Source organism: Devosia subaequoris, from assembly GCF_014197055.1.
In the GTDB taxonomy this organism is placed as follows: Bacteria; Pseudomonadota; Alphaproteobacteria; order Rhizobiales; family Devosiaceae; genus Devosia; species Devosia subaequoris.
In genome coordinates, this window is the sequence record NZ_JACIEW010000002.1 from 292,308 (window position 1) to 312,659 (window position 20,352).

Below are 20,352 nucleotides of genomic sequence, written 5' to 3' on the forward strand. Positions count from 1 at the left end.
CTCAATTCAGAACAAATAATGAACATAATGAACCAGTGCGTCAAGCCCCGTCCTTGACTTCGCCCCCGCCCCTGACGCAAGGAAAGCCACTCTATCAGCGCAAGGCCATCCCATGTCCGTCGACCAGCTTTCCGTCTCCCTGACCAAGGAGCAGGCCTATGCCCTGGTCGATGCCGTCTCCGAACGCGACGACCTGGCACTGACCGCTTCGGCGCACGAAAATGAGGAAACTGGCGAATGGGTGTTCGAAGCCACCTGCGACAGCCCACCTGACGTCGCCGCCTTTTCTGAACTGGCCCGCCATGTCCTGGGCGGCGATGTGGCCTTCTCGGTCGCCCCGATCGATCCGGAAATCAACTGGGTTGCCAAATCGCTTGAAGGTCTGGCACCGGTCATTGCCGGCGGCTTCTACGTCTATGGCAGCCACGAAACTGCGCCCGTGCCCGAAGGCCTGACGCCGATGAAGATCGACGCCGCCCAAGCGTTTGGCACCGGTCATCACGAAACCACCACCGGGTGCCTTGAGGCCATCGAGACCCGGCTGACCGAGCGTACGCCCACCCGCATGATCGATATTGGCACCGGCACCGGCGTCCTCGCCATTGCGCTGGCCAAGCGGCTCGAGGCGGTCATCCTCGCCACCGATATCGACCCCATCGCGGTGACCACCACCATCGACAACGCGATCGAAAACGGTGTTGGCGAGCAGATCGATGCCATCGAGGCCACCGGGCTCGATCACGAAGAGATCACCGCCCGGGCGCCCTATGATCTGGTGGTCGCCAATATTCTGGCCGGTCCATTGACCGAGCTTGCCCCTGGCGTCGGCACCATCACCCAACCGGGCGGCACCGCTATCCTTTCAGGCATCCTCAACACCCAGGCCGATGGTGTGATCGCCGCCTACGAGACAGCTGGCTTTACACTCAAGGACCACCTCAAGCGCAAGGAATGGACCACGCTGGTGTTGGAGAAGAATTAGCTAAGGCGCGCCTCCACCCAGCCTCCCGCAGATGGCGGGAGCAATTCCAAGAGCGCGCAGCCCGGGCCACTCAAGCGCGGCGCCACTACCTCTTTCGGAACAGTCCGAACAAAACAAAATCCCCGAAGCAGGCTTCGGGGATCGGCATTGATCGTCAGCTTGTTTTAAGCAGCGGCCTCAGGGGCGCTTGGTAACCGCGCCGATCAACTGGTGCTGCATGCGGTAGCTGACCTGGCGAGTAGCTTCGCGACCACGAGCGTCGATAAGACCACCCAATGCGTTGCGGAAACCAGTCTTACTCTCAGTCATCTTTCATCTCCATGCGGCGGAAGGTCTCTTGCCATCCGACGCTGCTTATCTAGGCTGTTCGCACCGCCCCGGGAAGGGCCCTGCCGGCAAGTCAGCCATGCCGAATTTGCAAGGCCCGCTTAACGGTCGTTTACCTTGCGGCCCAGATCATGTTCGCGCTCGAAACGGGCGACGAAACGCTCGGCCTGACGAGTGCGGCCATCCACAATGGCGTTGAAGGCGCGTTGGAAGAGATTGTTCTGCTTGCTCATTCTATGTGCTCCTGTTCTCTTGCACACAAGATAAGCTTCCCCCGGCGCGAAACCAGAGACAAGATAACAAGACAGCCATGCCGGAAATGCATCGCATGCCTTCCAGCGGCTAGGACCAAAAATGACCGAATACCAGATCAAACCCGCTATATTTCAAAGCTTTGAGGAAAAAGCAGACCCCTCAGACGTAGCTCCACGCATCGCTGCGTTGAGGGCAGCTATGCAAAAAGTGGGTATCGATGCCTTCCTTATCCCCCGAGCCGACGCTCATCGCGGCGAGTCGGTCCCTGCCAGCGAAGCGCGCCTGGCTTACGTCACCGGCTTCACTGGCTCGGCCGGCATGGCGGTGATCGGCAGGGACAAGGCAGGCTTGTTCGTGGACAGCCGCTACACCCTGCAAGCGCCTTCCCAGACCGACACCGATATTGTCACCGTGCACGAGGTCGGCCAGGGCGGCGTCAGCCCCGAAATTCGCCTCTACGTGCCAAAGGGCGGCAAGCTGGCCTATGACCCCTGGCTGCACACGCCGGGCGAAATCCGCGATCTGAACGAAAAGCTCTCCGGCCATGCCGAAGCCGTGCCACACGCCAATCTGGTCGATGCGATCTGGGCCGACCGCCCGGCTCCGCCGGTCAGCGTCATCGAGTTTCTCGGCCACAATCGGGCCGGCCAGTCGGCCGCCGACAAGATTGAGGCCGTGCGCGAAACCCTCGCCAATGACATGGCCGAGGCTGTCGTGCTCACCCTGCCCGAATCCATCTGCTGGCTGTTCAACATGCGCGGGCGCGATGTTCCCAACACCCCCTTCGTCCTCGGTTTTGCAATTGTCCCAGCCACCGGTCTGCCCACACTCTTTCTGGACGCGGCCAAAATTACCCCGGAGCTGAGTGCAGCATTGGCGGATATCGCGACTGTCGCGGAGGCCGCGACCCTGACCGACGCGCTTGCAGCGCTGGGCAAGTCTGGCAAATCAGTGCTCATCGATCCGCAAACGGCCCCAGCCGCCATTGCCGAGACCTTGCGCCAAACCGGCGCAAAACTCATCGAGAAACGCGATCCCGTTCTGGGACCCAAATCGCGCAAGAACGAGGCTGAACTGGCGGGCATGCGCGAAGCGCACAAGCTCGACGGTGCCGCCTTGGCCAAGTTCCTGAGCTGGTTTGACGCCGAAGCGCCCAAGGGCGAGTTGACCGAGATCGGTATCGTCACCGCGCTCGAGAGCTTCCGCCGGGAGGAAGAAAGCTGCATCGACGCCAGCTTCGACACCATCTCCGGCGCCGGGCCCAACGGCGCCATCGTCCACTACCGTGTCACCACCAAGACCGACCGCAAGCTCAACCCCGGTGAGATCATGCTGGTCGATTCCGGCGCACAGTATCTGTCCGGCACCACCGACATCACCCGAACCCTCTCCACCGGTTCGGCCACAGCCGAACAGAAAGACCGCTATACCCGCGTGCTCAAAGGCATGATCGCCATTTCAACGGCGCGGTTTCCCGCCGGCACGACCGGCGCCCAGCTCGACATTCTGGCACGCCAGTTTCTCTGGCAAGACGGCGTTACCTATAATCACGGAACCGGCCATGGCGTCGGTGCCTTTCTGGGCGTGCATGAAGGTCCGATTGGCATCTCGCCGCGCACTACCACCCCCCTCGAGACTGGCAATATCCTCTCCAACGAGCCGGGTTACTACAAGGCCGGCGAATATGGCATTCGCATCGAAAATCTGGTCACCGTCCACGAGGCGGCCGACCATCCGGGCTTCCTTGAGTTCGAGACGATCACCCTGGCGCCAATCGATACCCGCCTGATCGATCTGGACCTGCTGACCGCCGCCGAACGCGATTGGCTCAATGCATACCATTCCCGCGTCTGGAGCGAGATTGGCCCACTCGTCAGCGGCGCGGTGAAGGATTGGCTGCAACACGCGACGGCGGCAATCTAGCCGCTGCCGCTAGTTGAACCAGATCGCAAAATTGGGCCAGTTTTCGCCAAAAACCCGGTTGCCCTCGGCAAAGCTTTCGGCATCGGCTATTGGCCCCTCTTTGAGAAAGGGCAACGCTCCCTGCCCGGCCAGCAGCATCACGATATCGGTTTCGGTCGCCGTCGCGAAATAGGCGTTGAGGTCAAAGCCCCGGCGAAACCGCCAATGCGGCAGAAGCAACTCGCCCGCGAGTATCTCATCGAGCCGGTCCAGCGTCGCCATCCATGCCTCGACAATTTCCTCGGTTACCGGCTGGCCCGGTACCAGCGAGGTCTGGCGCGGCGATGGCACCAGTTCGCGATTGTCGTCTGTCTCCTGCAGAATGGCGGCCCAATTCTGCCGCGACAGCGCCGTCACCGCCTGCATCCGCGCCTGCACGCCCGCAAAGCGGTCCTTGTCGACAATCGGAAAATTGCTGGTGTGCAACCCGGCGATCAAATCGGCCAGAAATGTATCGGTCTCCGGATCCATCATCAGCGTGCCGCCGCGTGAATAATCCTGCATCGGCAGGCCGGCCTCGGGAAACAGCCTGTGTCCCACCGCCTCAAACAGACGCGAAAAATCATGCGCCAGCAGCATGTCGAAAGGGATGGCACTGATCTGGCTATAGCCGGCCAGCCAGATCGCGTCGGCCCGGTCAAACCCGATGCTGAGATCAGGCGCGACCATCTTGTCGCCCTTGCTCCTGCCCTGCGGCAGCGCCAATTGCTCGCCGAACAGCATCGCCAGTGTTTCGCGCTCGCCTACGTCGCCATCGCCATTGATATCGAGACGCACGCGTAATGGATCGAGGGTGATCACATAATCACCCTCGGCACCCGCCTTCTCAAAACTGGCCTGCGCCCGGTCCAGCCCAGTGACGAAGTCACTCAGAATTTGCCGCAGCCCAGCATAATCCAGGGCTTCGGGACTGGCATTCGGCGGGCCGGACGACAAATCCGCATCAAGTCCCAACATCATGGCGGCGGCCGGCAATCGCGGCGTCACCGCCCCATGACGATAAAAACCCTGCGACAGCCCTTCAACGGCGCCAATCAGGTGGATCAGTCCTAGCCCAAAACAGGCATCGGTGTGCGGCACCGCGCATTGTTCTTCAAAATAGGGGCGTTGGCCGGCCGCCTCTCCGGCATAAAGCACTTCGGCAAGTCGATCGCCGGCCTCACTGGCAATCGCGATGCCCGGCAGCATCATGGCACTTAGCGCCACCCCGATCAGTCGCATCGCGCCCTGCCCTTTCAGCTCACTGCCCCACCCGCTCGAACCACTCGTCCTCGCTGATGACTTCTACGCCCAGCTCCTCGGCCTTTTTCAGTTTCGAACCGGCGCCTGGCCCCGCTATCAGAATATCGGTCGCGCCTGACACCGAACCGGCCACCTTGGCACCCAGACGCTCGGCCATCGCCTTTGCCTCAGTCCGCGTCATCTTTTCCAGCGATCCGGTGAACACCACCGTCTTGCCCGCCACCACACTATCGGCCGAAATCGTGACGACATAGGGCTGAGGTCGCACCTCATCCAGCAGATCGTCCAGCGCCTGCACATTTCGTTCATTGGCGAAAAACGCCATCACAGACGAGCGAACGGTTTCGCCAATCCCGCCAATTTCGGGAAACACAGAATGTCCGTCCTCATGCTGCGCGGCCGCGATGGCCGTTTCCCGAAACCGCTCCACCGTCCCGAACTCTTTGGCCAGCAGCGCCGCTGTCGTCTCGCCGACATGACGAATGCCCAGCGCGAAGATGAACCGGTCCAGCTCCGGCTCGCGCCGCGCATCAATCGCGTCAAACAGTTTCTTGACGGACACCGGACCGAACCCGTCGGCATCCTTGAGCTTTTTCATCGCTCGCTCGTCGCGCGTCCTGAGCGTGAAGATGTCGGCGGGTCGGGCAATGCGGCCTTCCGCATAAAACTGGGCCACCTGCTTGTCGCCCAGCCCATCGATGTCCAAAGCATTCCTCGATACAAAATGCTTCAGATTTTCAACGACCTGCGCGGGGCAAATCAATTCGCCCGTGCAGCGGCGGACCGAGTCCAGCTTGCCGGTCTTCTCGTTCAACTCGCGCACTGCTTCCGAGCCGCAGGCCGGGCAGATATGCGGAAATTGGAACGGCTCGGCCCCTTCCGGTCGCTTGTCCAGCAACACATCGACAATCTGCGGAATGACGTCGCCCGCCCGCTGCACGGTCACCGTATCGCCCACCCGCAGGTCGATACCGTTGCGGATCGGCTCGCCATTATTACCGATGCCCTTGATGTAGTCCTCATTGTGCAGCGTGGCGTTCTCCACCACCACGCCACCCACCGTCACTGGTTTCAGCCGCGCCACCGGCGTCAGCGCCCCGGTGCGCCCCACCTGAATGTCGATGCCCGTCAGAACAGTCGTCGCCTGCTCGGCCGGAAACTTGTGCGCAATGGCCCAGCGCGGCGCCCGAGCGACAAAGCCCCAGCGCTGCTGCAGATCGAGCCGGTCGAGCTTGTAGACCACCCCATCAATGTCGTAGCCCAGTGTCGCGCGCTGCTCTTCTATCTTACGGTAATGCGCGATCAGATCGTCGGCACTCTGCGTGCGCAGCATCAGCGGATTGGTGGCAAAGCCCCATTGCTTGAACTTCTGCACCACCTCGGTCTGCGTCGCTGCCGGCGGCGTCGAAACGCCGTCCGCATCCTCGGCAATGCCCCAGGCATAAGCGAAGAAATTCAGATTGCGACTGGCCGTGATTTTGGGGTCCTTCTGGCGCAGCGACCCGGCCGCCGTATTGCGCGGATTGACGTAATCCTGTCCGCCGAACTTGGCCGAATGGGCTTTCAGGCGCTGGAACTCGGCATGGGTCATATAGACCTCGCCGCGAACTTCGATCGCCGCCGGCCAGCCCGATCCCTTGAGCCGGTGCGGAATATCCCCGATGGTCTTCAAATTCTCGGTGATGTCCTCACCCTCGGTGCCGTCGCCACGCGTCGCCCCGCGCACAAACACGCCATTTTCATAGCGCAGCGAGGCCGACAGGCCGTCAATCTTGGGTTCGGCGGTAAAGGCCAGCACGAAATCGGAATCGCGCAGGATATCGGCCATGAAAAACTTCTTGGCCCGCGCCACGAACTCAGTGACATCCTCGTCCGAAAACGCATTGGCGAGGCTGAGCATCGGCACGCCATGGCGCACCTTGGCAAAGCCTTCCGCCGGCGCCGCGCCGACTTCAGTATACTCGTCTTTAGCGCTAGCGGGCGATATATCGTAGAGCGCAAGGAGGATGTCTTTGAGGGCATCAAATTCTGCATCACTTAGCGCCCCTCCCCCACGGTCGTATGCGAGATCAGAGCTTCGAATGATTGACTTGATACTCTCGTAAGAACTGGAAAACGCACCGGAACGCACATTCTTCTGAATCTTATCTACCGTGTCTTGGACATCTTCGCCCTCTAGGACACCCGAGAAAGTTGAGCAGAGACTAGAAATCAGGCTGTTGGGTAGTTTAGAAAATGCACTAGCCAGTAGCTGAGCAGACCGATGCCGCACTAGGTTGTTAGCAACCAACGATAGCTTTCGAATAGACGTATCGCGGTTCCGATCATCAACGCGATGTACTGAGACGCCTTCTGGTTCAAAAAGCCATAGACTGTCACTCATAGATACCTCCAAGGCACAGCAGAGGCTATCCCACTGCCGCCAGCAATTTCTTGGCTGCAGCGCGCGCTTCCTTGGTGATTTCCGCGCCAGCCAACATGCGCGCCACCTCTTCTTGTCGCGCGGCCTTGTCGAGTGGACGGACATGGGTTCGCACAAAGGCTCCCTCTTCCACCATCTGCTTTTCGATCAGCAGATGCCGGTTGGCCCCGGCCGCCACCTGCGGCGCATGGGTCACCGTAAGCACTTGGACCTTCTTGGCCAGTCGCGACAGCCGCCGCCCAATGGCATCGGCCACGGCCCCGCCGACACCGGTGTCGATTTCGTCGAAAATCAGTACCGGCGCCGAGCCACGATCGGCCAGCACCACCTTGAGCGCCAGCAAGAACCGGCTCAACTCGCCGCCCGAGGCCACTTTGAGCAGCGGACCAGCCGCTGTGCCGGGATTGGTCTGCACGTGAAACGCGATCTGATCATAGCCGGCCGCCGACACCCGCTTTCCGTCGGCCTGATGGTCGACAATGAACCGCGCCGCGCCCAGCTTCAGATCCGGCAATTCCGCCTCCACGGCCTTGCTCAGCGCACTAGCCGCGTTTTGCCGTCCGGCGCTCAGAATGTCCGCCGCCTCACGATAACGCGCCCGCGCCGCCGCTTCCTCGGCCTCCAGCGCTTTGAGCCTTGTTTCGCCACTCTGCAGTGTTTCAAGATCGCCGGCATATTTGGCAAGCACATCGGCCAACCCGTCACAATCGGTCTGATGCTTGCGCGCAGCCGCCCGCAGGGCGAACAGACGTTCCTCGACATCTTCCAGCTCGGCCGGATCGAACGCCATTTCGCGCTTGAGGTCTTCCAGCGCGTCGCCAGTGCGATCCAGGGTGGTCAACGACGCATCGAGCGCATCCACAATAGGCTGGAACAGCTCTGCACCACCATCGATCTTGCGCATCAGCCGCCGCATCAGCGACGCCAAAGCGGGCGACGGTGCGTTCGGGCCATTGAGAATTTCGTCGATCTCGACCACGTCGGAGGCGGCCTTTTCGGCCTGCTGCAACTGCTGCCGGCGTTCGGCCAGTTCCTCTTCCTCACCAGCGACCGGATTGAGCTTGCTCAACTCTTCCACGGTGTGGCGGGCATAATCTTCTGCTGCCACTGCTTCGGCGACCAGCGCCCGCTGCTCGGTCACCGCCTGCTGTGCCTCGACCAATGCGGCCCAGCAATCGCGCACCGCATCGGCCTCGGCACTCAACTCGCCAAAAGCATCGAGTGCGGCCCGATGTGTCGCCACATCCACCAGCGCCCGGTCATCATGCTGGCCGTGAATTTCTACCACCTGGCTGCCGACCTTTTGCAGCAGCGAGGCCGAGACGGGCTGGTCATTGATAAAGGCGCGCGTCCGCCCATCGGCAAATTGCACGCGCCGCAGGATCACATCCTCATCGTCGGGAATGGCATTATCGCGCAACAGGGCCCGCGCCGGATGATCGGCCGCCAGCTCGACCACCGCCACAACCTGCCCGCTTTCCTGCCCCTGCCGCACCAGCGAGGCATCACCCCGCCCTCCCAAAGCCAGGGTCAGCGCATCGAGCAGGATCGATTTGCCGGCACCGGTTTCACCGGTCAGCACGGTCATGCCGGCATCCAGGGCCAGATCGAGTTGATCGATCAGAACGATATTTCGGACTGACAGCGCGTTGAGCATGCGCGAACTTCCCGTGGCTGCACCACCAATGCTTCGCTTCTACCACTTCCGCCCCGCGAACCCGCACCTCCCCGGCGCTCATCCACAGCTAAGACGCAGCAACAAACGAAACCGGGACGCATGATAGCGCCCCGGAACAAAATAGCAACATCGATCTTTGAGCAGGTTAGGCCCGCACGCCGGCGAGCCAACTCCCCGAATTGAGCTGCGGCGCGAGGCCCTGCTTGCCCAAGAGCTCGAACGCCCGCTTGTACCAGTCGCTGGACGGATAATTATGGCCCAGGACAGCAGCTGCGGACTTCGCTTCGGTGGTCAGCCCCAGCAGCAGATAGGTCTCGGTCAGTCGATAGAGAGCTTCTTCGATATGGGTCGAAGTCTGCCAGCGTTCCACCACTTCACGGAAGCGGTTGATGGCGGCGGCATATTGTCCATTGCCCTGATAGTAGCGCCCCACCGACATTTCCTTGCCGGCAAGCTGGTCATAGGCCACCAGCAGCTTCTCGCGCGCATCCACGGCGTGCTCGGAATTGGGGTAGTTGCTGATCAGCAGATTATAGGTGTCGATCGCATCGCGCGACAATTGCTGGTCACGAGTGATGTCCTTGATCTGCGCGTAATAGGCGGTTCCCTTGAGCCAAAGCACATAGGGCACTTCCGAGCTGGACGGATAAAGGGCCAGATAGCGGTCCGAGGCCAGGATCGCCTCATCGAATCGACCGATGCGATAATTCGCATAGACCTGCATCAGCTTGCCTTTTTCGGTCAGCGGATCGCGCGGATGCTGGCGCTCCAGCTTTTCGAGCTTGGTAATGGCGGTCTGGTAATATTGCCGATCCATATCGTCCAGCGCGCCCTGGTAGAGCGCCTGGGCCGGGACAATCGGCTCTTCCTTGATCTTGGGCGGCCCGAACAGGTTCATCCCCGAGCAAGCGGTCAAAACCACGGCCATCAGGCCCATGGCAGCGAACCGGACAGCCCGGCTGGAAAACTGGCTCAAAACGTCAAACTTCACGGACGGCCCCGTTCAAAATCATTCCGCAGCAGGACTGCGGGCCTAGTCGGCAAATGGATCAAAACTGTGGCGCGGCTGCTTGGACCCGGGGGCCCCCTCAGCGCACGGACCGCAAGTAGTGATGGACTTCGAGACCCTCTGGCTGGTCTTCGAAACTTTCGAATTCCAGCGGCAGGTCTTCTGCATTGACTATTTCATAGTTGGCGTCGCTGGAAAAGAGCGAGGCCAGCACATGCGCGTTGAGCGCGTGCCCACCCTTGTAGGAGCGGAACTTGCCCCAGATCGCCAGCCCACCCAGCGACAGGTCGCCAATGGCATCGAGCAGCTTGTGGCGGACGAACTCGTCCTCGAAGCGCAGCCCGCCCGGATTGAGGACGCGATCTTCATGCACGGTAATCGAATTATCCAGGCTTGACCCCAGCGCATAGCCGGCCTGGCGCAGGATCTTGGCGTCGCGCACGAATCCGAAGGTGCGCGCCTGCGCCACATCCTCGAAATAGCGGCGCGGCGTCCAGTCGAAGATCATTCGCTGGCGCCCGATCACCTTGGAATCGAAGTCAATCTCCAGGTCCAGCGCGCGCCCATTATAGGGCTCAAGCGCCGCAAAGGCGTCATTATTGCGCACCGTCACCGCACGCACGATCTTGAGAAATTTCTTCTGCGCCGGTTGAATTTCGAGACCGATCGCCAGAATGGCCTCGGCAAAGGGATGGGCCGACCCATCCATGATCGGGCATTCCGGCGCATCCAGCGTGATCAGCGCGTTATCGACGCCCATGCCCGAGAGCGCGGAAACCACATGCTCGACAGTCGCCACGCTGACGCTGTCGCCCAGATCCAGAGTGGTGCACAAAGTGGTCCGCGTCACGCGCGAATGATGAACCGGCACTGGCTTGGTGAATTGGCCATCCCCAGTTTCGCGGCGGATCGTATAGCCGCTGTCGGGAGCCCCTGGCCCCATGGTCAGCGTGACCGGCTGCGCACTGTGCACGCCATAACCGGCAAAGCTGATCTCGCCGGCTAGCGTGCGCTGGCGCTGGGAAAGTTTGTTCATGCCTGGATGTGCTCCGCCCGACGTTCACGCTCAGTTGAGACTGTTAGCCAAAAAAAACTCGGTGCGGAACCCGCACCGAGTGAGCTTTTGATCGATGACCGCAAATGGATCACCCGTGCTTGCGTAGGAAGGCTGGAATTTCCAGATGCTCCTTGGCAGCTGGCGCCGCCGGGGTCCGCCCCTGATTGTCCAACTGGCCGCGCGCACCCTCACTGGCGGGGGCGACGCGGGAAGTCCTTGCCACACCGGCCTCAATGGCGCTGCGGGCCGCTGCATCGTCGGCAACCGGAGCCTTCGGCTCGACGTGACCTTCGGTCTGCTGCTGACCCAGATTGAGGCCCACATTGGAGGCCAGGCGCTTGAACAAGGCGCGCGCATTGCGCGGCTCGGCGTCATGACGATCCTGCACTTCCTGTGACCGGCGCGCAACAGCTGGAAGCTCCTCGGTGCGCGGCATGCGACGCTGCCCATCGGGACGGGCGGCATGAGATGGCACATAGACGCTCGGAATCGGCTGCTCCTGCATGGCCGGCGCCTCGTCGGTCTCGGTCAGGCTTTCGGCTTCAGGCGTATAGGGCTCGACCACGATGCCGTCGTCTTCGTCGGCATGCGCCTGCTGAGGCTGATGTGCAGCAAAGGCTTCGGCAACGGCGGCTTCCACCTGGTGACCGATCTCCTCGGCCTCGACCTCGGCGACGACCGGCTGGGCCGCCTGCGGCACAACCGAATGCTCGGCCGGCACGTGGCGCTTGACCGAAAGCGGGGTGCGCGAGGCATGCGGCTTGGCCGGTTCCATCGCCTGCACCATGGTCGCATCGGTACCGGTCGCAACAACCGACACGCGGATCGTGCCATTCAGGTTCGGATCGTAAGTGGCGCCCAGAATGATATTGGCGTCTGTGTCCACTTCCTCGCGAATGCGGCTGGCCGCTTCATCGACCTCATAAAGGGTGAGGTCCGGACCACCGGTGATCGAGATCAGGAGGCCTCTTGCGCCCTGCATCGAAACATCGTCGAGCAGCGGATTGGCAATGGCAGCTTCGGCAGCATGGCGGGCACGATCTTCGCCCGACGCCTCGCCGGTACCCATCATCGCCTTGCCCATGCCGCGCATCACGGCGCGCACGTCGGCGAAGTCGAGGTTGATCAGGCCTTCCTTGACCATCAGATCGGTGATGCAGGCCACGCCCGAGAACAGCACCTGGTCGGCCATCGCGAAGGCGTCGGCGAAGGTGGTCTTTTCATTGGCCACCCGGAACAGGTTCTGGTTCGGAATGACGATCAGCGTATCAACATGGCGATGCAATTCATCAATGCCGTCTTCCGCCAGGCGGGCACGACGATTGCCTTCGAAATTGAACGGCTTGGTGACCACGCCAACCGTCAGAATGCCCTGCTCACGCGCCGCACGCGCAATCACCGGCGCCGCGCCGGTACCGGTGCCGCCACCCATGCCGGCGGTGATGAACACCATGTGCGAGCCGGAGAGGTGATCGTTGATTTCATCCCAGCTCTCTTCGGCGGCCGCACGGCCCACCTCGGGGTGCGAACCGGCGCCCAGGCCTTCGGTCACGCCGACGCCCAGCTGGATGATGCGCTGCGCCTTGCTCAGGGCCAGCGCCTGCGCGTCGGTGTTGGCGACGACAAAATCGACGCCGTCCAGACCGGACTCGATCATGTTATTGACGGCGTTGCCGCCGGCACCGCCCGCACCGAATACGGTGATGCGGGGCTTCAGTTCCTGGATATCCGGGATAGTCAGATTGATGGTCATTGGTGGCCCCATAGTGGCGTGGTTGGTTAAGATTTACCCATCCATTCGTTAACTCCGCCCTAACAAGTGAGTCGGTCCGGTTAACTTTCGCGCAATTTGCGACACGCTGTGGTTACGCGTTGATAGCGCGTTAACCACGACACTCGCGAAAGACGGATTGCAGCTTCAGCTTGACCTGCGCCCGCCTCCGGAAAACACTGCCTTGTCCGTGTGACTGGCGCTTGCAGGTGGAGGACCACTGGGGAGCACGGGGACCGTTGTCGTGCGCCTGGGCATTTTCCACCAGGTGAAGGAATAGGCCGTAGCTCACGAGAAATTGGCGTTTGCCGCCAGCGGAGATCCTGCAGGAATTCTCAACTGGCGCAGGTTCAACGCTCGACTGACGACCTCCGGCCAGCCGACAATGACCCAACTCGCAAAGCTCAGTGAGCTTGGCGGGACGCATGTGATCAATTTGGGTCTGCATAGCCACGAGAACGCCTTGCCGGACGAGCGGGGAGCGCTCGCGGCGCTGGACATTGACTACACTTACATCCCTGTCGATTTCTCGGCGCCGACAGAAGCCGATTTCCAGCGGTTCCAGACCGCTATGTCAGATGCAGAACACGCGGTGCTACACATTCACTGTATCTACAATGCGCGCGTCACGGCCTTTCTGTACCGTGACAATATTGACGGCCCGGACGCTCCACTTGCAGCGTCGATTATGGAAAGCGTGTGGCGGCCAGGTGGTGTTTGGGCACAGTTCATAGGCAAGGGCGACTGGGCGCAGGAGTCCCATCGCTATGCGCACACCGGGACTACTTGCCAGCACCCTAGAAACTCGTTCGCAGCCAGTTGCCCACCCGGGCAATATACCCATCCGTGCCCGTCAGCTTGCGTACGCTCCGCGGCTCGACATATTCCTGGGCGCAGACCTGCGGATACACCAGCATGCCGGCCATGGTGGCAAAAGCCGCGCCCTTGGCAATGTCCGGCAGGCCGGAAATGCCCATCGGCCGGCCATTACGCACGTTCCGCGCCAGAATGCGCCGCGCCACTTCGGGCAGACCGGTCATTTCGCTGGCGCCCCCGGTCAGCACAAAGCGGCGACCACACACATCCATCATGCCGGTCGCCTGCATGCGGTCACGAATGGCCGTCAGGATTTCTTCGATGCGCGGCCGCATGATGCGGGTCAGGACGGCGCGCGGAATCTGCCCCGGCGCTTCGTCATGGCTGGCCCCGACCGGCTGGATCGAGATCATCTCGCGTTCGTCCGCCTGCCCCGGCAACACCGAGCCATGGAACGTCTTGAGGCGCTCAGCATCGGCCACGCTGACAGAAAGCTGCCGCGCAATATCGAGCGTCAGATGATGCCCGCCAATGGCGATAGCATCTGCATAGACCATATGCCCGTCATTGAAGACCGACACCGTTGTCGTCGCACCGCCAAAATCGACGCAAGCCACGCCGAGCTGCGCTTCATCGTCGACCAGCGTGGCCAACCCGGACGCATATGGCGTCGCCACCAGCGCCTCGATCTGCAAATGGCAGCGATGCAGCACCAGCTCGAGATTGCGCATGGCCAACGTTTCCGCGCTCACCACCGCAACATCCACGCCCAGCTTTTCCCCGACCATTCCCTTGGGGTCGCGAATGCCCTTCTGTCCATCCAAGGCGTAACCGATCGGCAACGCATGAACAATTGAGCGCTCTGGCCGCACCGAACGCGAATTGACCGCCTTGAGCACGCGGAAAATATCGCTCTTTTCGACCTCCTGCCCATCCAGCGACACGGCCGCAGAGAAGGTCTCCGAGCCCAGCCGCCCGGCCGTCACATTTACCAGCACGCTTTCCAGCGTCAGGCCCGCGGCGCGTTCCGCCATGCCAACGACATTGCGGATGGCCTGTTCGGCCTTGTCGATATCGGTGACGACCCCACTCTTGACCCCGGCCGCCGGACCATAGCCGAAGCCGACGACCTCAGCCTGATGCGTGCGGCCCTTGAGCGCCTTGCCTTCGGCCCGAGGCACCAGCCTGGCAATCACGCAGCAGATCTTGGTCGAACCAATATCGAGCACCGCCACCAGCGTAGCCCTGCCCGGCTGAACCGGCCGCAGCCGGGATGTCATCGCATCGCTCATCATGATTTGTCGGTGTCTTCGTCTGTCTTGTTGGGGCGCACGGCAACCACGCTGTCGACGCGCAGATCGATCACCGATACGTCGCGATCGAGAAGCTGGTAGTCCTGCTGATAAGTCACCAGGCGCGCCATCGCCTGTGCCACACCCTGCTCCGGCAATTGCACCCTCAGGCCCGTGTCAAAAATCATGTCCCACCGCCGGTCGGCAATGCGCGAGAGAGCCACCAACCCGTCCTGCAGCAGCGGAAATCCATTGAGCGCCCGGATCATCACCAGCGCATCGTCCGCCGCGCCATCCCCGATCACCAGCGGCAGGCCCGAGTAAGCCGGAGAGGCTTCGGCGATCTGCTCGCCGCGCCCGTCGATCAGAAAGGTGACGCCATCCACGGCCCAACGCGCCACAGGGGCCTTTTCGGTAATGAGCACATCGACATCACCCGGATAGGTCTTGCGCACGATGACCTCTTCAACGGCAGGCAGTTCCGCCACGCGCTGCCGGGCCGCTTCGACATCGAAACCCAGTGTGGACGTATGCGGCTGGATGCCCAGCGCATCGAAAATGTCCTGCTCGGCGGTCAGGGTCTGACCCGAAATCGAGATTTCGCCAATCGCGAGACCCGCTTGGGCAAAATTACCCTGGGCGATGCCGCCCAGCGTATTGCCCAGCTGTCCGATTGGTTCCCGCATTTGAAAAAGGGCAAAACCGGCTGCGAGCACCATGGCGATCATCGCACCTCGACGGATCAGTCCGCCATGCAACACCAGGGCACGATTGATATGGTTGGCAAGTTTGTGGCGCGGACGATGGATAAGAACAGGCAGCGCGCGGGGGTCCACCACCCGAGCGCCGGCGAGAAGGGTCTCGCTTTTTACCTGTTGCAACTCGCGTCCTCCACCATCCAGGCGACCAGCTCTTCGTAGGAATGCCCGGCGTGAGCCGCCTGCTCGGGCACCAGTGAGGTCGGCGTCATGCCCGGCTGGGTGTTGATTTCCAGACAGACCAGTTCGCCATCTTCGCCCGCCGCATCGTTGTACCGGAAATCGGAACGGGTCACGCCGCGGCAGCCGAGAGCCGCATGGGCGGCCAATGCCATCTTCTGCACTTTGTCGTAAATTTTCGGTTTCAGATCGGCCGGAATGACGTGGACAGAACCGCCTTCGGCGTATTTCGCCTCGAAATTGTAGAAGTTCAGTTCGGTGACGATCTCGGTGACCCCGAGCGCCACGTCGCCCATCACCGAGCATGTCAGCTCGCGCCCGGGGATATAGCGCTCCACCATCACCTCTTCGCCCGAGTTCCAGTCCTCGCGCAGGATCTCCTGCGGCGGATGACTAGTGTCACCTTTGACAATGAAGACGCCAAAGCTCGAGCCATCGGCAATGGGCTTGATCACATAGGGCGGCGGCATCACATGCGCCTTGCCCGCATCGGCACGGGGCACGATCACATGATCGGTCACCGGCACCCCGGCGGACTTGAGCATGATCTTGGCCTGATGCTTGTCCATCGCCAGCGCCGAAGCCAGTACGCCCGAATGGGTATAGGGGATCTGCATGAGTTCGAGCAGCCCTTGGATCATCCCGCTTTCGCCAAACGGGCCGTGCAGCGCATTGAAGGCTACATCGGGCTTAAGCTCCGCCAGGACATTGGCAATGTCGCGCCCGACATCGACCTCGGTCACCCGATAGCCCGCCCGCCGCAAAGCCGCCGCGCATTCTGTCCCCGAACTCAGCGAAACGGGCCGCTCATTGGACCACCCGCCCATCAGGACAGCGACATGCTTGCTCATGGGGCATCCGCCCCCATCAGTGCTTCAAGTTCGCCCGGCAGGGCCGCGGCCCATTGCGTGATATTACCCGCACCGAGACAGACCACGTAATCCCCCTCCTCGACCCGCGAAGTCAGGAGCGGCGCCAGCGCTTCGGGCCGGTCGATTACCCGTGCATCGCGATGCCCGCGCGCCCGGATGCGGTTGACCAGTTCCTCATGCGTCACCCCCGGCATCGGCTGTTCACCAGCCGCATAGATCGGCGCCACGATGACCGTGTCGGCGTCGTTGAAACAGGCCGCGAAATCATCGAACAGATCATGCACCCGGCTATAGCGATGCGGCTGCACCACCGCGATCACATCGCGCCGCGCCGATTGCCGCGCAGCCCTGAGCGCGGCAGAGATTTCCACCGGATGATGCCCATAGTCATCGATCACGGTCACCCCGCCCACTTCGCCAGTCTTGGTGAAGCGCCGCTTCACGCCGGTAAATTCGCGTAACCCCTTGCGGATCGCCTCGGCCGGCACATGCAACTGATCGGCCACAGCAATGGCAGCCGTCGCGTTAAGCGCGTTGTGTATCCCTGGCATAGGCAGTTCCAGCCCGTCGATGCGCAGCTGCGTCTGGCGGATGCGATCCCGGATCTCGACGGAGAAATGTTGCACCCCGTCACGGTTCTCAAGATCAGTCAGCCGCACATCGGCCTGCGGGTTCAGGCCATAGGTGATGACCCGGCGGTCGCGAATATCGCCCACCAGCGCCTGCACCTCAGGGTGATCCAGGCACATCACCGCAAAGCCATAGAATGGCACATTCTCCACAAACTGGCGAAAGGCCTTCTTCACACCTTCGAAGCTGCCATAGTGATCCAGATGCTCGGCATCGATATTGGTCACCACCGCCACATCGGCCGGCAGCTTGACGAAAGTGCCATCGCTTTCATCAGCTTCGACAACCATCCACTCACCGCCGCCCAGCCGCGCATTGGTGCCATAGGCGTTGATAATGCCGCCATTGATCACAGTTGGATCGAGATTGCCCGCATCGAGCAAAGTCGCCACCAGCGTCGTTGTCGTGGTCTTGCCATGCGTGCCGCCAATGGCGATGGCGGTCTTGAAGCGCATGATTTCGGCCAGCATTTCGGCCCGGCGCACCACTGGCAGTGCCCGCGCCCGCGCCGCCATCAATTCGGGATTATCCTTTTTGATCGCGGACGACACCACGACCACCTCGGCCTTGCCCAGATTGTCGCCGCTCTGGCCGATCTCCACTGTAATCCCCATGTCGCGCAAGCGCTGCACATTGGGATTGAGCGTCAGGTCCGAGCCCTGCACCACGTAACCCTGGTTGTGCAGGATTTCGGCGATACCGCTCATGCCGATGCCGCCAATGCCGATGAAATGAACCGGCCCGATATTGCGGGGCATCTTCATGGTGTGGGTCTCCCTTCGATCCGGCTATGTTTGCCCGCCAGCATCTCTGCGATGTCAGCCAGTTTTTCGACCGCGCGGGGTTGCCCCAGCGCGCGAGCAGCAGCAGCCGCGCCTGTCAGCGTATCCGGATCAGTCAACAAATCCTGCAGTCGAGTGGCAAGCGATTGCGGTGAAAGCGTGGCCTGTTCAGCCACCCAGCCGCCGCCGCCCTCTTGCAGGAACAGCGCATTGTGCTTCTGGTCCGAATCCAGCGCACCCGGCAGCGGAATGAGAATAGCCGGACGCCCGATGACGCAAAGCTCGGTCACCGTGGAAGCCCCTGCGCGCCCGATCACCAGATGGGCATCGGCGATCCGCTCGGGTAGGTCGGTAATGAAACTTGCCAATTCCACACTGGTGCGCGATTGCCGATAGCTCTCTGCCACCCGCTCGATATCCTCGGCCCGTGCCTGCTGCAGGATATGCAACCGATGCCGCAGATCATCGGGCAACAGCGCAATGGCCGCCGGAACGATCTCGGACAAGGCCCGCGCCCCCTGGCTGCCGCCGGTCACCACCAGGCGAATGGTCCCCTTCTGGTTCAGCCCCGGATAAGGCTTGCCCGCCAAGGGCCGCACGCGATCACGTACGGGATTGCCGGTCACAACCTTTTCCAGCGTCTGGTTTTCGGCAAAACGTGTCACTGGAAAGCTCATTGCCAGGACATCGGCAAACCGGGCCAGCGCCCGATTGGCCCGTCCCATCACCGCGTTCTGTTCATGCAACACGCCGGGAATGCCCAATAAATTGGCCGCGACGAAGGGCGGAAATGTCGGATAGCCCCCAAAGCCGATCACCGCATCGGGGCGCAGCTTGCGCAACACGTTCCAAGCCGTACCGATCCCGCGCAGAATGGTCATGCCTGCCCCGATCAGCTTGAGCGGATTGCGGCCCGACGGTGTGGCTGCCGGCACGATATGGATGCGCCGGGCCGGAAAATCTGCGCCGTAGCTCTCCACCCTGTGGTCGGTCATCAATTCGACCGCGTGGCCGCGCCGGATCAACTCCTGCGCCAGGGCCATGGCCGGAAACAGATGGCCGCCCGTGCCGCCGGCAATAAGTACAAATGTTTTCATTCGGCGGGAGCTACCACGGCGCTGCGGTAGGTGGGAAGGCCGGTCACCATGCGCTCCTCAGGCTTGGTCCGCGTCAGCGCCAGCATCAACCCCATGCCGAAGGCCACGGCGATCATCGAGGTGCCGCCATAGGACACGAATGGCAGCGTCATGCCCTTGGCTGGCATCAGATTGAGGTTCACCGCCAAGTTGATGCCCGATTGCATTGCGAACTGCGCTGCCAGGGTCGAAGCGGCCAGCCTTGCGAACAGGCTCGCCTGGCGCTGCGCCGCCAGCATGGCGCGAATGGCGATGAAACCGATCAGACCAACCAGCCCCATGCAGAACACGATGCCGAATTCCCCGGCCGCTGCCGAAAACACGAAGTCGGCATGGGCGTCCGGGATGAGCCGGTTGGCCACGGATTCACCCGGCCCCCGCCCAAACCAACCGCCCTCCATCAGCGACTGCAACGCCCGGTCCACCTGGTAGGTATTGCCCTCTTCCGGGTTGATGAAGGAGTCGATGCGGCGCGCAAAGTGCGGAAAAAACGCATAGCCGCCGACAAGCAATCCCCCGGCCACCCCACCAAGCCCGACGATCACCCACCAGGAAATACCCGAGAAAAACAGCAACACCGCCCAGGTCGCCATCACCAGCGCCGTTTGCCCCAGGTCGGGCTGCAGCAACAGCGCGCCAACGAGCAGCCCCATGATCAGCGTGGCAATCGCGCGCCCAGGAACATTGCGGTGGATCATATACTCGGAAAACAGCCAGGCTCCGATTACGGCAAAGGCAGGTTTCACGAATTCAGTCGGCTGCACCGTCCAGCCCGCAAGGGAAATCCAGCGCTTGGCGCCCTTGACCTCGGTCCCGAAATGCAGCGTCGCCCAGAGCAGAATAGTCATCGCCACCAGCGTGCCCAGCGCCACGAAACGGGCCTGACGATGGCCCAGAAGAGACGTCGCCAGCATCACCGGCACAGCCAGCAGGCAGAAGAATGCGTGGCGGATCACGAAATGCCATTCATCCAGGCCGATACGCTCGGCCACCGCCGGGCTGGCGCCGAAACTGAGCACCATGCCCACGGCGAGCAGCATGATGAGCGCCCCGAGCAGTTCGCGGTCAATCGACCACCACCACTCGGCCAGGGGCGTTTTTTCGGCGCGGGAGAACATCATCGGGAAAACCGGGCTACGCAATACGAATTGTATCGAGTGTATCAACCAGTTGGTTACCGA

General features: G+C 61.8%; 16 protein-coding genes and 1 riboswitch. Of the genes, 2 read left to right on the forward strand and 14 right to left on the reverse strand.

All coding sequences use genetic code 11. The features are described 5' to 3' along the window. Positions 1–112: 112 nt before the first annotated feature. Positions 113–982: a 50S ribosomal protein L11 methyltransferase gene (locus GGR20_RS06050; protein ID WP_183310344.1), complete on the forward strand. Its 870-nt coding sequence runs from the start codon at positions 113–115 to the stop codon at positions 980–982. Positions 983–1,159: 177 nt separating this feature from the next. Here GGR20_RS06050 and GGR20_RS18945 read toward each other — a convergent pair whose 3' ends face one another. Then, the gene (locus GGR20_RS18945; RefSeq protein WP_276511894.1) at positions 1,160–1,291 is read right to left on the reverse strand and encodes a hypothetical protein; all 132 of its coding nucleotides are present in this window, start codon (positions 1,289–1,291) and stop codon (positions 1,160–1,162) included. Between the two features lie 119 nt (positions 1,292–1,410). Continuing rightward, positions 1,411–1,542: a hypothetical protein gene (locus tag GGR20_RS18950; RefSeq protein ID WP_276511895.1), complete on the reverse strand. Its 132-nt coding sequence runs from the start codon at positions 1,540–1,542 to the stop codon at positions 1,411–1,413. A 121-nt stretch (positions 1,543–1,663) separates the two neighbouring features. On the opposite strand from GGR20_RS18950, the gene GGR20_RS06055 reads away from it, so the two are divergent. Then, the gene (locus tag GGR20_RS06055) at positions 1,664–3,487 is read left to right on the forward strand and encodes an aminopeptidase P family protein (RefSeq protein WP_183310345.1); all 1,824 of its coding nucleotides are present in this window, start codon (positions 1,664–1,666) and stop codon (positions 3,485–3,487) included. A gap of 9 nt (positions 3,488–3,496) precedes the next feature. Here the strand turns inward: GGR20_RS06055 and GGR20_RS06060 are convergent, their stop codons facing one another. The 12 genes from GGR20_RS06060 to GGR20_RS06120 form a co-directional block, all read right to left on the reverse strand. Next, positions 3,497–4,747: a hypothetical protein gene (locus GGR20_RS06060; protein WP_183310346.1), complete on the reverse strand. Its 1,251-nt coding sequence runs from the start codon at positions 4,745–4,747 to the stop codon at positions 3,497–3,499. A 19-nt stretch (positions 4,748–4,766) separates the two neighbouring features. After that, a complete protein-coding gene (gene ligA / locus GGR20_RS06065; protein WP_420827432.1) occupies positions 4,767–6,863 on the reverse strand; it encodes an NAD-dependent DNA ligase LigA in 2,097 nt (698 codons plus the stop codon). Between the two features lie 313 nt (positions 6,864–7,176). Beyond that, on the reverse strand, positions 7,177–8,847 hold the full coding sequence (gene recN, locus GGR20_RS06070; protein WP_183310348.1) for a DNA repair protein RecN: 1,671 nt from the start codon (positions 8,845–8,847) through the stop codon (positions 7,177–7,179). Positions 8,848–9,013: 166 nt separating this feature from the next. Continuing rightward, positions 9,014–9,859, reverse strand: coding sequence for an outer membrane protein assembly factor BamD (locus GGR20_RS06075; protein ID WP_183310349.1), 846 nt, complete (start codon positions 9,857–9,859; stop codon positions 9,014–9,016). A 97-nt stretch (positions 9,860–9,956) separates the two neighbouring features. Further along, a complete protein-coding gene (lpxC, locus tag GGR20_RS06080; protein WP_183310350.1) occupies positions 9,957–10,913 on the reverse strand; it encodes a UDP-3-O-acyl-N-acetylglucosamine deacetylase in 957 nt (318 codons plus the stop codon). Positions 10,914–11,022: 109 nt separating this feature from the next. Then, complete coding sequence (gene ftsZ, locus GGR20_RS06085) at positions 11,023–12,687, reverse strand: cell division protein FtsZ (RefSeq protein ID WP_183310351.1); 1,665 nt, start codon at positions 12,685–12,687, stop codon at positions 11,023–11,025. A gap of 200 nt (positions 12,688–12,887) precedes the next feature. Then, positions 12,888–12,968: riboswitch (ZMP/ZTP riboswitch) on the forward strand. A gap of 534 nt (positions 12,969–13,502) precedes the next feature. Continuing rightward, the gene (ftsA, locus tag GGR20_RS06095; RefSeq protein WP_420827429.1) at positions 13,503–14,801 is read right to left on the reverse strand and encodes a cell division protein FtsA; all 1,299 of its coding nucleotides are present in this window, start codon (positions 14,799–14,801) and stop codon (positions 13,503–13,505) included. A gap of 11 nt (positions 14,802–14,812) precedes the next feature. Further along, positions 14,813–15,694, reverse strand: coding sequence for a cell division protein FtsQ/DivIB (locus GGR20_RS06100; protein ID WP_183310353.1), 882 nt, complete (start codon positions 15,692–15,694; stop codon positions 14,813–14,815). Next, positions 15,682–16,602 carry a D-alanine--D-alanine ligase gene (locus GGR20_RS06105; protein WP_183310354.1) on the reverse strand — a complete coding sequence of 307 codons (921 nt, stop codon included), beginning with the start codon at positions 16,600–16,602 and terminating at the stop codon, positions 15,682–15,684. Before GGR20_RS06105 ends, GGR20_RS06100 begins: the two co-directional genes overlap by 13 nt. Next, positions 16,599–18,017 carry a UDP-N-acetylmuramate--L-alanine ligase gene (murC, locus tag GGR20_RS06110; RefSeq protein ID WP_183310355.1) on the reverse strand — a complete coding sequence of 473 codons (1,419 nt, stop codon included), beginning with the start codon at positions 18,015–18,017 and terminating at the stop codon, positions 16,599–16,601. The genes GGR20_RS06105 and murC overlap by 4 nt, the downstream gene beginning before the upstream one ends. Next, positions 18,014–19,132, reverse strand: a complete 1,119-nt coding sequence (gene murG, locus GGR20_RS06115; RefSeq protein WP_183310356.1) for an undecaprenyldiphospho-muramoylpentapeptide beta-N-acetylglucosaminyltransferase — start codon at positions 19,130–19,132, stop codon at positions 18,014–18,016. Before murG ends, murC begins: the two co-directional genes overlap by 4 nt. Further along, positions 19,129–20,292, reverse strand: a complete 1,164-nt coding sequence (locus tag GGR20_RS06120) for an FtsW/RodA/SpoVE family cell cycle protein (protein ID WP_338084717.1) — start codon at positions 20,290–20,292, stop codon at positions 19,129–19,131. The genes murG and GGR20_RS06120 overlap by 4 nt, the downstream gene beginning before the upstream one ends. Between the last annotated feature and the right edge of the window lie 60 nt (positions 20,293–20,352).